General features: G+C 64.0%; 15 protein-coding genes. 4 read left to right on the top strand and 11 right to left on the bottom strand.

Going from position 1 to position 11,984, the window contains the following annotated elements:
* Positions 1–75: 75 nt before the first annotated feature.
* Together NLY36_RS26170 and NLY36_RS26165 are read right to left on the bottom strand one after the other, a co-directional pair.
* Positions 76–750, bottom strand: coding sequence for a response regulator transcription factor (locus NLY36_RS26170; RefSeq protein ID WP_023670185.1), 675 nt, complete (start codon positions 748–750; stop codon positions 76–78).
* 253 nt (positions 751–1,003) lie between these two features.
* Positions 1,004–2,557: a Do family serine endopeptidase gene (locus tag NLY36_RS26165; RefSeq protein WP_023702184.1), complete on the bottom strand. Its 1,554-nt coding sequence runs from the start codon at positions 2,555–2,557 to the stop codon at positions 1,004–1,006.
* Positions 2,558–2,748: 191 nt separating this feature from the next.
* Between NLY36_RS26165 and NLY36_RS26160 the strand changes: the two genes are divergently transcribed.
* Positions 2,749–3,018, top strand: coding sequence for a CopG family ribbon-helix-helix protein (locus NLY36_RS26160; RefSeq protein WP_023684527.1), 270 nt, complete (start codon positions 2,749–2,751; stop codon positions 3,016–3,018).
* Entirely contained in the window at positions 3,015–3,323 is a 309-nt protein-coding gene (locus tag NLY36_RS26155) for a type II toxin-antitoxin system RelE/ParE family toxin (protein ID WP_023670182.1), read from the top strand. Before NLY36_RS26160 ends, NLY36_RS26155 begins: the two co-directional genes overlap by 4 nt.
* On the opposite strand, the gene NLY36_RS26150 is transcribed toward NLY36_RS26155, so the two are convergent.
* The 8 genes from NLY36_RS26150 to NLY36_RS26115 form a co-directional block, all read right to left on the bottom strand.
* Entirely contained in the window at positions 3,320–3,784 is a 465-nt protein-coding gene (locus NLY36_RS26150; RefSeq protein ID WP_023670181.1) for a cytochrome c-type biogenesis protein, read from the bottom strand. The genes NLY36_RS26155 and NLY36_RS26150 overlap by 4 nt on opposite strands.
* On the bottom strand, positions 3,781–5,772 hold the full coding sequence (locus NLY36_RS26145) for a heme lyase CcmF/NrfE family subunit (RefSeq protein ID WP_023684529.1): 1,992 nt from the start codon (positions 5,770–5,772) through the stop codon (positions 3,781–3,783). The genes NLY36_RS26150 and NLY36_RS26145 overlap by 4 nt, the downstream gene beginning before the upstream one ends.
* Positions 5,772–6,215, bottom strand: coding sequence for a cytochrome c maturation protein CcmE (gene ccmE, locus NLY36_RS26140; protein WP_023670179.1), 444 nt, complete (start codon positions 6,213–6,215; stop codon positions 5,772–5,774). Before ccmE ends, NLY36_RS26145 begins: the two co-directional genes overlap by 1 nt.
* Positions 6,216–6,218: 3 nt before the next feature.
* The gene (gene ccmI, locus NLY36_RS26135) at positions 6,219–7,358 is read right to left on the bottom strand and encodes a c-type cytochrome biogenesis protein CcmI (RefSeq protein ID WP_023698582.1); all 1,140 of its coding nucleotides are present in this window, start codon (positions 7,356–7,358) and stop codon (positions 6,219–6,221) included.
* 85 nt (positions 7,359–7,443) lie between these two features.
* Positions 7,444–7,887: an RT0821/Lpp0805 family surface protein gene (locus NLY36_RS26130; protein ID WP_023670177.1), complete on the bottom strand. Its 444-nt coding sequence runs from the start codon at positions 7,885–7,887 to the stop codon at positions 7,444–7,446.
* A 174-nt stretch (positions 7,888–8,061) separates the two neighbouring features.
* Entirely contained in the window at positions 8,062–9,480 is a 1,419-nt protein-coding gene (locus NLY36_RS26125) for an ATP-binding protein (RefSeq protein ID WP_023692813.1), read from the bottom strand.
* Complete coding sequence (locus tag NLY36_RS26120; RefSeq protein ID WP_023670175.1) at positions 9,464–10,129, bottom strand: response regulator transcription factor; 666 nt, start codon at positions 10,127–10,129, stop codon at positions 9,464–9,466. Before NLY36_RS26120 ends, NLY36_RS26125 begins: the two co-directional genes overlap by 17 nt.
* 82 nt (positions 10,130–10,211) lie before the next feature.
* On the bottom strand, positions 10,212–10,472 hold the full coding sequence (locus NLY36_RS26115) for a hypothetical protein (RefSeq protein ID WP_023670174.1): 261 nt from the start codon (positions 10,470–10,472) through the stop codon (positions 10,212–10,214).
* A gap of 279 nt (positions 10,473–10,751) precedes the next feature.
* Between NLY36_RS26115 and NLY36_RS26110 the strand changes: the two genes are divergently transcribed.
* Positions 10,752–11,138 carry an ester cyclase gene (locus NLY36_RS26110; RefSeq protein WP_023684533.1) on the top strand — a complete coding sequence of 129 codons (387 nt, stop codon included), beginning with the start codon at positions 10,752–10,754 and terminating at the stop codon, positions 11,136–11,138.
* 6 nt (positions 11,139–11,144) lie between these two features.
* On the opposite strand, the gene NLY36_RS26105 is transcribed toward NLY36_RS26110, so the two are convergent.
* Entirely contained in the window at positions 11,145–11,552 is a 408-nt protein-coding gene (locus NLY36_RS26105) for a DUF3168 domain-containing protein (protein WP_023670173.1), read from the bottom strand.
* 217 nt (positions 11,553–11,769) lie between these two features.
* On the opposite strand from NLY36_RS26105, the gene NLY36_RS26100 reads away from it, so the two are divergent.
* Positions 11,770–11,979: a hypothetical protein gene (locus NLY36_RS26100; protein WP_023692810.1), complete on the top strand. Its 210-nt coding sequence runs from the start codon at positions 11,770–11,772 to the stop codon at positions 11,977–11,979.
* Positions 11,980–11,984 lie beyond the last annotated feature (5 nt).

Below are 11,984 nucleotides of genomic sequence, written 5' to 3'. Positions count from 1 at the left end.
ATCTCATCATGACCTACCCCTTTGTTGGAGCATGATCTTCTCCAAAAACCGGTACCTACTTTTTGGGATCATGCTCTAGCCGCTCTTCAGCATATAGCCGGCGCCGCGAACCGTATGCAGGATCGGCTTGTCGAAACCCTTCTCGATCTTGCCACGCAGGCGCGAGACGTGAACGTCGATCACGTTGGTCTGCGGATCGAAATGATAGTCCCAGACATTTTCGAGCAGCATGGTGCGCGTCACCACCTGGCCGGCATGGCGCATCAGATATTCGAGCAGGCGGAATTCGCGCGGCTGCAGCGTGATCTCGCGCGCCGCGCGCTTGACCGAATGGGACAGCCGGTCAAGCTCGAGATCGCCGACCCGGTAGACGGTTTCGGCCTCCCTGGCGCTGGCGCGGCGGTTCAGCACCTCGACGCGGGCGAGCAATTCGGAAAAGGCATAGGGCTTGGTCAGATAGTCGTCCCCGCCGGCGCGCAGACCGGTGACGCGGTCATCGACTTCGCCCAGCGCCGACAGGATCAGCACCGGCGTGGTGTTGCCGCGCGAGCGCAGGCCGGCAATGACGGAGAGCCCGTCGCGGCGTGGCATCATGCGGTCGACGACCATCACGTCATAGTCGCCGGCATCGGCCAGCGCAAAGCCGGTTTCGCCGTCGCCGGCGACATGGGCGGTGTGCCCAGCCTCGGCAAAGGCCTTCTGCATATAGTCGGCCGCCTCGCGATCGTCTTCTATGACGAGAATCTTCATAGAGCCGTTATACGCGATTTCGCCGGAAGATTGAGGGGCCGCCATGAGCGCAAAAGCTTTCGTTCAAGCATGTCGTTTTGCCAAACCGCAGTGCACTTTTGGGCGACATGCTTCGCTGTTAGAGCGGCAGCGGGCGATGGGGGCCCGCTGCCGCCGGGAGCAGAACACGATGACTGACTAACGCGTTCGGCCCCTTGCTTCCCGTGCGGCGGCTCGGGGGTGTTGAAACCGCCGCACTGGAAACTGTGTGATGTCAGCCTTTGGCGACTGGCAGCGCGACGAAGCGGTTTGAATCGTCGCGGGTGATCTGCATCAGCACCGCCTTGCGGCCGGACTTGACCGCATCGGCCATCGCCTTGGCGACGTCGTCGGTGCCGTTCACCTCCGTCGAGTTGACCGAGGTGATGACATCGCCGGGCTGGATGCCGCGGTCGGCGGCATCGCTGTCGGGATCGACATCGGTCACCACCAGGCCCTTGCCGTTTTCCGACTTGGTGACGGTGAGGCCGAGATCGGCCAGCGCGGCGGGCTTTGCCGGTGCCGCGGGCTGCTGCGGGTCGGCCGAGGCCTGCTTGTCAGTGGATGGCAACGTGCCGAGATCGACCTTGATGGTCTGGCTCTTGCCGTCGCGCCACACCGTGACGTCGACCGACTTGCCGGGTGGGTAGGCGCCGATCAGACGAGCCAGTTCCTTCGGCGATGCGACGTCCTTGCCTTCGACCTGGGTGATCACGTCACCGGCGGTGATGCCGGCCTTCTTGCCGGGGCCACCGTCCTGGGCGCCCGAAACCAGAGCCCCGTTCTGCGACTTCAGGCCCAGCGATTCGGCGATGTCCGATGTAACCGGCTGGATTTCGACGCCGAGCCAGCCACGCTGCACCGAGCCGCTCTTCATCAGATCCTGCACCACCTGCTTGGCGGTCGAGGCCGGAATGTCGAAGGCGATGCCGACGCTTCCGCCCGACGGCGAGAAGATCGCGGTGTTGATGCCGACGACCTGGCCGTTAAGGTTGAAGGTCGGGCCGCCCGAATTGCCGCGGTTGACCGAAGCGTCTATCTGGATGAAGTCATCATAGGGACCGGCGCCGATATCACGGCCACGGGCCGAGACGATGCCGGCGGTGACGGTGCCGCCGAGGCCGAACGGATTGCCGACGGCCACCACCCAGTCGCCGACGCGAACCTTGGAATCGTCGGCGAAATCGACATAGGTGAACTTGCCGACGCCATCGACCTTGAGCACCGCCAGATCGGTGCGCGGATCGGTGCCGATCAGCTTGGCGTCAAGCTCCTTGCCGTCATTCATCACCACTGTGAAGGCGGAGCCTTCCTCGACGACATGGTTGTTGGTGACGAGATAGCCGTCATCGGAGATGAAGAAGCCAGAACCCTGCGCCACCGGACGCGGCTGGTCGTTGTTATGGTCGCGGTGGCTGAAGCGACGATTGCCGCCGTCATGGCCGTTCTGATCACCAAAGCCGCGGAATTGCTTGAAGAACTGGCGCAGCTGCGGATTGTCGGGCAGGTTGTTCATGCCGTCCGGATCGTCGGACTGGTCGGAGCCGTCATCGGCGGCAGGCTCGATCTTGGCCTTGACCTTGACGCTGACCACGGCCGGCGAAACGCGCTCGACGACATCGGCAAAGCCCGGCACCTGGGGCGCTTCGACCCGCACGGCGTCGGCCAGAACGGGAGCTGTACCAGTGGCAACGGCGCCGAAACCGATGCCGCCGGCAATGGCCAGCGAAGCGGCGGCGGCCAACAGGCGTTTGCGGGTGCGGGAATATGGGTTGGGGGCGATAGTCATGGGTCTCGTATCCTCTTTTCACTGGATGCGGCTCAGGCAGAGCATCCTCGGACAAGAGAAATAGAGAGGCGCACATTACGGCGCCATTTCCGGTGCATGAAAGTTTTGTAATGTTGGGCGGTCGCACAAATCGCTTGGTTGCGCTCGCCTGCTGCCCTATGGTGTACACAACTCAGCACAAGGCTTTCACAATGACAGCAAGCACCACCATGACCATTCGAGTCTCGTCCGAGACCAAGCTGAAGCTGGAGCAGATCGCTACCGATACCAGGCGTAGTAAATCGTTCCTCGCCGCCGAGGCGGTCTCAGCCTATGTCGATCGCGAGCTGGATATCATCGAAGGCATAAAACGTGGCATGGCCGACGCAGAGGCTGGCCGTGTCGTGCCCCACGACGACGCCATGGCGGAGCTCGACGCGGTGATCGAAGCAGCGAAAGCCAGGCGCGCAGGCAAGGCGTGAAGCGGTTCGTCACCTGGTCGCGAGAAGCGCTGGACGATCTCACGCAGCAAGTTGCCTTTATCGCTCAGGACAACCCTGCCGCCGCCCGACGCCTCGCGGACCGTATCCGTGAAATGGGCCGGGGCCTTGGTGATATGGCGACGGGCCGACCTGGCCGGGTAACAGGCACTTATGAGAAGCCCATCGGCCGCCTGCCCTACATCATTGCCTATGAATTGCGCCTGATCGCCGGCCGTCAGAGCATTGTTATCCTGCGCGCCATCCACACGTCGCGGGACTGGCCTTTGGAGGAATGGCCGAGCTAGTCGCTCAGCATCTTGTCCAGCGCCGCCTGTTCCTCGGCGCTCAGCGCCTTGGTTGCCAACGAGCGGCGGGAGCGTGTGGTCAGCACAATGAAAATGCCGCCGACTAGAAGCAGAAGCACCGGCGTGCCCCAAAGCAAGGCGTTGCGCGGGCTGAAGCGCGGCTTCAACAGCACGAACTCGCCGTAGCGCGACACGATATAGTCCATCACCTGCTGGTCGGTATCGCCGGCAACCAGGCGCTGGCGCACCAGGATGCGCAGGTCGCGGGCGAGGTCTGCATCGGATTCGTCGATGGACTGGTTCTGGCAGACCATGCAGCGCAGGCCTTCCGACAGGAGCCGCGCCCTCGCCTCGAGCGCCGGATCGGTGAGAACCTCGTCCGGTTTCACCGCTTGCGCGGCGCCGGCAAACAGCAGCGCCAGAAGCAGGGTGAGCGAGGCCAACGAGAACCTGGTGCTCACGGCGCGCCTGCCGACGGCATGGAGGCTGCCTGCTTGCGGCGGCGCGAGGGTGCGCCAACCCGCAGGCGACGGTCGAGCAGCGACATTGCGGCTCCCGCCATCATCACCAGAGCTCCGCCCCAGATCAGCGTCACCAGCGGCTTCCACCACAGGCGCACCACGACGGATCCATCGGTGCCTTCATCGCCCAGCGACAGATAGAGCTGGTTGAAGCCGATCGTCTCGATGCCGGATTCGGTCGTCGTCGTCTGCCGCACCGGAAAGAAGCGCTTGGCCGAGGTGATTTCGGCTGAAACGCCGCCATCGGCGCCGATCAGGGAAAAGCGGCCGCGCTGCTCGCTGTAGTTCGGACCCTGCGCCGGGAAGAGGCCGTCGAAACGCAGCGTGTGGCCGGAGAGTTCGACGCTCTCGCCGGCATGCATCGACAGTATCCTTTCGGTGCCGAAGCACAGCGTGCCGACAATGCCGAGCGTCGTCAGCCCGAGGCCGAGATGGGCAAGTGCAGTGCCGAACACCGAACGCGGCAGGCCGGCGAAACGGCGCAGCATGATGGCGTGCGACACATTGCCAAAGCCGGACTTGACGGCGAGGTCGGTGAGCGCGCCGCAGACCAGCCAGCAGGCGAGGCCGACACCAAGGGCGGCGAACACCGACGCGCCGTCGATGAACAGCCCGGTGACCAGCATCGCCAGGAGAGCGGCGCCGAAAGCCGCCATCAAGCGCTGGGCGACGGCATAGAGGTCACCGCGCTTCCAGGCGAGCAATGGTCCGAAAGGAACCACGACCAGCAGCGGCACCATCAGCGGGCCGAATGTCAGGTTGAAGAAGGGGGCGCCGACTGAGATCTTGCCGGCCGAAAGCGCTTCGACCGCCAGCGGATAGAGCGTGCCGACCAGCACGGTGGCCGTGGCCGTGGTCAGGAACAGATTGTTGAGGACGAGTGCGCCTTCGCGCGAGATCGGGTGGAACAGGCCGCCGGCCGTCAGCCGCGAGGCGCGCAGCGCAAACAGGGCCAGCGAGCCGCCGATGAACAGCGTCAAAATGCACAGGATGAAGATGCCGCGGGTCGGATCGGTGGCGAAAGCATGCACCGAGGTCAGCACGCCGGAGCGCACCAGGAAGGTGCCGAGCAGCGACAGCGAGAAGGTGAGGATGGCAAGCAGCAGCGTCCAGATCTTGAGCGCCGAACGCTTCTCCATGACGATCGCCGAATGCAGAAGAGCCGTGCCGGCCAGCCACGGCATAAAGGAGGCGTTTTCGACCGGATCCCAGAACCAGAAGCCGCCCCAGCCGAGCTCGTAGTAGGCCCAGTAGGAGCCCATCGCGATGCCGCCGGTGAGGAACATCCAGGCGACCAGCGTCCACGGCCGCACCCAGCGCGCCCAGGAGGCATCGATGCGGCCTTCGATGAGGGCGGCGACCGAGAAGGAAAAGCAGATAGAGAACCCGACATAGCCGAGATAGAGCAGCGGCGGATGGATGGCGAGGCCAAGATCCTGCAGGACCGGGTTGAGATCGCGGCCCTCGATCGGCGCCGGATTGAGCCGGGTGAACGGATTGGATGTCGCCAGGATGAACAGGAAGAAGGTGGCGCCGATCGCCCCCTGCACGGCCAGCACATTGGCGCGCAGCGTCGCCGGAAGGTTGGAGCCGAAGACAGCGACCAGCGCACCGAAGAAGGTCAGGATCAGCACCCAGAGCAGCATCGAGCCTTCGTGATTGCCCCAGGTTCCGGTGATCTTGTAGATCAGCGGCTGCAGCGAATGCGAGTTTTCCCACACGCTCGCCACCGAGAAATCGGAACTTGCATAGGCGCCGGCGAGTGCTGCGAACGATAGCGCCGTGAGCGCGAAGCCTGTGACCGTGACGGGACCGCCGACAGCCATCAGCCTCTGGTTGCCGGTACGGGCGCCGATCAGCGGCACCAGCGTCTGCACCAGCGACAGCACAAAGGCGAGGACGAGCGCGAAGTGTCCGGTCTCAACCATTACTGGCTCTTGCTCTCTTGCCACACGCCCTTGGCCTTCAGCCCGTCAGCGACTTCCTTGGGCATGTAGCGCTCGTCATGCTTGGCCAGCACGCTGTCGGCGACGAAAACGCCGTCGGCGCCAAAGCTGCCTTCGGTGATGACGCCCTGCTCCTCGCGGAACAGATCGGGCAGGATGCCGGTATAGCTGACCTTGACCGATTTGTGCGTGTCGGTGACCGAGAACGCAACCGTCGCGCCCTGCCCGCGCACGACCGTGCCCTTTTCGACGAGGCCGCCGAGCCTGATGCGCTGTCCCGGCTGCAAGCTGGCGGTGGTCAGATCGGCGGGCATATAGAAATAGGAGGCCTTCTGGCCCAACGCATAGAAGGTCAGCCCGGTGGCGGCGCCGAGGAAGGCAAGACCTCCGACAATCACCGACAATCGCTTCTGCTTGCGCGTCATGTCCTACTCCGTCGCCGTCAGGCCGAGCGAGGCGGCAAAGGCGGTGAATTTCTTCGCTTCCTCACTGTCGGCGCCAAACACGGCAATACCGCGATGCAGCGCGTCCCGCGCCTGGTCGGCCTTGCCCAGCACAACATAGGAACGAATGAGCCGCATCCATCCTTCCGTGTCGCGCGGATTTTGCCGCAATTTTTCGTCGAGGCCGGCGACCATGGTTTCGATCATGGCCTGCCTGTCCCGCGGCGCCATCGACGAGGCGGCATCGACGGCTGCGGCGTCGGGGCCTTTGGCGGGCTCTCCTGACGCGACGCTGCGGTTGGCGGCCTCGGCCAGTGCCTGTTGGACAGCTCCGCGCCATGGCGAATCCTGCGGCAGGGAATCGAGCATTTTCTGCCAAGCCGTGGTTGCCTCGGGTATGCGGCCTTCCTGGGCCAGCGCCATCGCCAAATAGAACGAGGCTTTCGCGTTTGCCGGGTCGAGTTTTAGCGCCTGTTCGAAAGCGGATTGCGCATCGGCCGAAACGATGCCGCCGGCCGCATTGGCAATCGCTTCGCCGAGACCGGCCTCGCGGGCAGCCGTGTCGCCATCGAGGCGGATGGCATTGCGATAGGCGGTCACGGCATCGGGAAAGCGCTGCAGGCGCAGATAGATCGGGGCGAGCACGTCCCAGCCGCGTCCATCGCCAGGGTTGGCGGCAAGATGGGCCTCGGCGCGCGCCACCAACTCATCGACCGAACTATCGGCCGGATTCTTGGCCAGCCGTTCGGCAAGCGGCTGCGACGGCAGATCGGGCGAGCCGAGCTGGCTGTACATGCCCCAGCTGAGCAGCGGGACCATCAGCACCGCTGATGTCGCCACCAGCCTGGCCGCCTTTGACGGCTGCTGAAGCGTCGCGGCATCGGCCTGGCCGGCATTTCCCAGCCGAAGGATGCGGCGGGCGATTTCGGCGCGCGCCTCCTCGGCTTCCGCCGGCTGGATCAGGCCGCGCGCGGCGTCACGCTCGAGCTCGGCCAATTGATCGCGATAGACTTCGAGGTCATGGTCGCTGCTGGTCGGAGCGTCCGTGCCGCCGCCGGTCAGCGGCAGCAGCACCGCCAGGCTTGCGCCCAGCGTGAGGAGTGCGGCTATGACCCAGAACAGCATGGTTCTTCCAATAGAGCGAGAGCCCTGCTCTCACAACATGAGGTCGCTGCGACGCTTTGACGGGATTCCGACCCCGGCCCAATGTTCAGGTCAGCGGCGTCCAGCTGCCGTCGGCGTTGCGGCATGCGGTGCCCCGCGCGGTCTGGCCGCCCGTGCCGGTAAACACTGTATGGGTGTACTGGCGGCAATCCTGCGAGCCGACGCGGTAGGGCTGGGCCGCGACGACTTCGCCGGAATGGGCCGAACTGTCGCCCTTCCAGGTCACCTTCTGGCCGCTCGCGGTATATTCGAGCGCCTTGTACTCCGCCTCGAGCGCCTTGCGCTTCTCGGTGCTGGTCAGGCCGCTGCCGATCGACCCGCCGACGAGCCCGCCAGCCATGGCCGAGATGATCGTCGTCGCGACCTTGGCACCCGAGGGAGGTGACGCGGGCGGATTGGTGATGGAGATATCCGGGCCACTGCCCTTGCCCAGCGTTCCGCAGCCGGAAAGAGCGAGCAGTGCGGAAACGAGCGCAACGCGAATCTTCATGCCAACAACCGGTTTTCTTGAACGGGATGCGCTGGGGGCCGCGTCATCGGGGGCGTCAGGACGTCATACTATTGACATTTGTCGGAAATTTGGCCGTTTTTAACGGCTTTTGTGCAATCGAGGGGCCGCCATAACACAGGCATTCGGCCGTGTCGATTGGCCCTGGGCAGTACATCATTGCAAGCTCCGCAAGCGCACAACCGCCTTCAGCCCGCCCATCGTGGAGCGTTCCAGCGCCAGCGCCCCGCCATACTCGTTGACGAGGTCGGCAACGATGGCAAGTCCGAGCCCGGTTCCCGGCTTTGTCTCGTCGAGGCGCCGGCCGCGTTTCAAGACATCGCGGGCCTTGTCCTCGGGGATGCCGGGACCGTCATCCTCGATCGATAGCTCGAACAGGCCGGCTGCGGCCGGCGTGACGGATACGGCAACAGTGCTCTTCGCCCATTTCATCGCATTGTCGAGAAGGTTGCCGAGCAGTTCCTCCAAATCCTCGCGCTCGCCAGCAAAGACGATGTCGGCCGCCAGCAGCGTAAGCGACAGGCTGACATCAGGCTTGAGTTTTTGCAGCACGCGCACCATGCGCTGCACCAGCGGCGTCACCGGCGTGCGGTAGACGACGCTGTCGCGCTGCGCCGCGACCCGTGCCCGCTGCAGGTAGTGGTCGACCTGTTTCTGCATCGACGCCGCCTGGTCGGCGATGAGCTGGCCCTTGGCGCCGCCTAGAGCCCGGCCCTCATTGATCAGCACGGCGAGCGGCGTCTTCAGCGAATGGGCAAGGTTGCCGACCTGCGTACGCGAGCGCTCGACGATGCGCTTGTTGTTTTCGATCAGCGCATTGGTTTCGTTGGCGAGCGGCTCGATCTCGGCGGGAAACCGGCCATCGAGCCGCTGCGCCGTGCCTTCGCGCACCTGGGCAAGCGCGTTGCGAACCCGGCGCAAGGGCTGGAGGCCGAGCAGGATAGCGATCGCATTGATGGCGATCATGCCGACGCCGAACAGGCTGAGATAGGTCAACAGGCGGCCCTGGAAGGTGGCGATCTCGTGCTCGAGCTCGGTCTTGTTGCCCATCACGCGGAAGCGCGCGGCGCGGTTCTTGGCATCGAGGACGAATTCGCTTTCGAACACTTGCAGTTCCTCGTCACCGATGCCGTCGGTGGAATAGCTGCGCTGGAAACTGGAATTGAAAGGCACCTCGGCAACGGTCGGCGACGGGATCGTCGTGGTCATCGAGGACGAATGAAGGTTGCCGTGCACGCCTTCGGAAGCCGGCTCCACCGACCAGTACCAGCCCGAATTCGGCTCCGAGAAGCGCAGGTCGCCAAGGTCGGGAGCGCCGGTGAGCTGGCCGGTTTCGGAAACGCCGACGGAGCCGATCAAATTGAACAGATGCGCCGACAGCAGGCTGTCGAAGCCGCGCTCGCTGGCCTGGCGGTAGAGCGTGGTGATCAGAGTGAAGATGACGATCAGGGTGAGGATCGCCCAGATCGTGGAAAAGCCGATGACGCGGAAGGCCAGCGAGCGAGGCCAGAGCCGCGCCGAAAAAGGCTTCCTTGCTGGTATGGGGAGCGGTTCCGCCTTACGCCTCCGGCTCACGCATGCGATAGCCCATGCCGCGCACGGTTTCGATCATGTCGATGCCCATCTTCTTGCGCAGCCGGCCGACAAAGACCTCGATGGTGTTGGAATCGCGGTCGAAATCCTGGTCGTAGAGATGCTCGACCAGCTCGGTGCGCGACACCACCTCACCCATATGGTGCATCAGATACGCCAGCAGGCGGAACTCATGCGAGGTCAGCTTCAGCGGCACGCCGTTGACATCGGCCTTGGAGGCCTTGGTGTCGAGGCGCAGCGGCCCGCAAGTGAGCTCGGACGAGGCATGGCCGGCGGCGCGGCGGATCAGCGCCCTCACCCTGGCCAGCACCTCCTCGATGTGGAACGGCTTGGTGACATAGTCGTCGGCGCCGGCATCGATGCCCGACACCTTGTCGCTCCAGCGGTCGCGCGCTGTCAGGATCAGCACCGGCATCTTGCGGCCGTTGCGGCGCCAGCGCTCGACGACGCTGATGCCGTCCATCTGCGGCAGGCCTATGTCGAGCACGACGGCATCGTAGGGCTCGGTGTCGCCGAGGAAATGCCCCTCCTCGCCGTCATAGGAGCGGTCGACCACATAGCCGGCATCGACCAGCGCGTCGGCCAGCTGCCGGTTGAGATCCTTGTCATCTTCGACGACGAGTACGCGCATGATCGGTCAGGCCTGTTGATGTGTCAGCTATAGGCCGATTCCGGTGGTCTGGGAAACGAGCCCTGCAAGAGGGAAGATTGGATCAGTTCGCCGGGACGACGATCTCGGAACGGCGCGGACGCTGGCCGTCCTTGCCCGGCACAAGCACGACGATGACGCAGACCTCCTGGCCGCCACGCGTCGTCTGCGAAGCCTTGGCCAGCGTGCCGCCATTCTGCTCGGCAACCTGCTGGCCGATCGCGTAGCAATCCGCCGCGGCTGCCGGCGTCGCTTGCGACGCCAACAGGCCGGCCGCTGTGAGCGCCAGTATCGCGGTTCTGACATGAGAGCGAAGCGTTTTCATGGTCGGCGTTGTAACGCAACTGTGCTGAACGTGAAATGAACGGTGAACGGGTGAAAATCCATCCCCGCAATACCCCCTGCGCGCGCAACGAATGAATGCGATCCTACCGCCCAGTCCCTCAGACCGGGCAATGGATTCATAACCGGAAAACCGGCTGCGCGGCTATGGTTTTTGCGCGCAGGTTCTCAATTCGCAGCCAGATTGGGAACAGGTCAAGGCGAGACCATTCTGAAGGCCGCCCTAAATAGCGCGGGAAACGCCAAATCATCGGAGGGCGCCATGACGGATAAAGACCTTGCCGACCTTTACCGGGGCTATATCGCTTGCCTGAATGCCCAGGACTGGGCGAAACTTGGAGACTTTGTCGGCGACGAGGTGCAGCACAATGGCGAAATGCTCGGCCTGTCGGGTTATCGCCGTATGCTCGAAGGCGATTTCGAGGCGATTCCCGACCTCCGCTTCAACATCGAACTGCTGGTCTGCCAGCCGCCGCGCGTGGCGGCGCGCCTGCATTTCGACTGTCATCCCAAGGGCGTGCTGTTCGGCCTGCCGGTGAACGGCAAGCGCGTGTCGTTCGCTGAGAATGTTTTCTACGAATTCGGAGAGGGTCGCATCCGCGAGGTGTGGTCAGTCATCGACAAGGCCGAGATTCAGGCGCAAATCTAGGTTGCTTCAATCACTTTGCTCGGTGAGAGCGCGTATCCGCAGCACCCCGTGGTAGAGCGCCAGGTCCTCGTCGTAGCGGGCCTCGGCGAACTCCAGGGACAGGCGGGTCTGGTCGCGCGAGCCGGTGGCGAAAGCGGCGCCGTCAAGGCGCGCCCGGATGCTGTCCATGATCAGACGCGTCTCGGCCTCGCCTTGCGCCTTCGACCAGACATGCAGCGTGATGAGCTGGTCGTCATCATTGTCGGCGCCGGTGTCCAGATCGAATGCGCTGGTCCTGCCATAGGTCACATAAGGGAAGGCGGCACTGTCGGCCGCCTGCTCGCGCAACCCGGCGCCGCCGAGCAGCGCCGTCAGCGAGGCATCGCTCTTCAATCTCATGAACAAGGCTTGCAGCAAATCGCCGGGCGCCGTCATCGTCGTCTCCGTTCGCCTGTCACGCTTTGAACAACCTCAGTTTCGCGCGCAACCTAACCGCGTTGCACGGATTTCGCCAGATGACGATCCGCCTGATGGAAGGCGGCGAATCGGGCGGCATGGCCCTTTCACGGACCGGGTTCTATTTGGCATGCGGGGAGTTTCAAGAAGGGTGTTATGAGGAGCCCTGTTTTCTCCGGCAATTCGAGGTCATTTCATGCGAACGCCACCGCTGCTGCCGGCTTTTGGAAAGCTCGGCGTCAAGCCCCCGGTCGCGATTGCGGCAGCACCCGCCCTGTCGAAGAGCACCGTGGCCCTGCGCATGCGCGAGATACTTTCAATGCATGGCGGCCTGGCCTTGAAGCTGTCGGTGGTGGCCTGGACAATCCTGATCCTGGCGGCGGCATTTTTCATGTCAAGGGCCTGATGCCG

The organism is Mesorhizobium sp. C399B (assembly GCF_030323185.1).
GTDB lineage: Bacteria > Pseudomonadota > Alphaproteobacteria > Rhizobiales > Rhizobiaceae > Mesorhizobium.
The sequence above is the reverse complement of the archived record's forward strand: the minus strand, read 5'-3'. Positions and strand labels throughout refer to the sequence as shown.

What these genes read in the sequence shown, in the direction of transcription:
- NLY36_RS26145 (WP_023684529.1), bottom strand. Translation starts at nt 5,772, where the DNA reads ATGGTTGAGACCGGACACTTCGCGCTCGTCCTCGCCTTTGTGCTGTCG.
- NLY36_RS26100 (WP_023692810.1), top strand. Translation starts at nt 11,770, where the DNA reads ATGCGAACGCCACCGCTGCTGCCGGCTTTTGGAAAGCTCGGCGTCAAG.
- NLY36_RS26130 (WP_023670177.1), bottom strand. Translation starts at nt 7,887, where the DNA reads ATGAAGATTCGCGTTGCGCTCGTTTCCGCACTGCTCGCTCTTTCCGGC.
- NLY36_RS26115 (WP_023670174.1), bottom strand. Translation starts at nt 10,472, where the DNA reads ATGAAAACGCTTCGCTCTCATGTCAGAACCGCGATACTGGCGCTCACA.
- NLY36_RS26120 (WP_023670175.1), bottom strand. Translation starts at nt 10,129, where the DNA reads ATGCGCGTACTCGTCGTCGAAGATGACAAGGATCTCAACCGGCAGCTG.
- NLY36_RS26110 (WP_023684533.1), top strand. Translation starts at nt 10,752, where the DNA reads ATGACGGATAAAGACCTTGCCGACCTTTACCGGGGCTATATCGCTTGC.
- ccmE (WP_023670179.1), bottom strand. Translation starts at nt 6,215, where the DNA reads ATGACGCGCAAGCAGAAGCGATTGTCGGTGATTGTCGGAGGTCTTGCC.
- NLY36_RS26105 (WP_023670173.1), bottom strand. Translation starts at nt 11,552, where the DNA reads ATGACGGCGCCCGGCGATTTGCTGCAAGCCTTGTTCATGAGATTGAAG.
- ccmI (WP_023698582.1), bottom strand. Translation starts at nt 7,358, where the DNA reads ATGCTGTTCTGGGTCATAGCCGCACTCCTCACGCTGGGCGCAAGCCTG.
- NLY36_RS26160 (WP_023684527.1), top strand. Translation starts at nt 2,749, where the DNA reads ATGACAGCAAGCACCACCATGACCATTCGAGTCTCGTCCGAGACCAAG.
- NLY36_RS26170 (WP_023670185.1), bottom strand. Translation starts at nt 750, where the DNA reads ATGAAGATTCTCGTCATAGAAGACGATCGCGAGGCGGCCGACTATATG.
- NLY36_RS26165 (WP_023702184.1), bottom strand. Translation starts at nt 2,557, where the DNA reads ATGACTATCGCCCCCAACCCATATTCCCGCACCCGCAAACGCCTGTTG.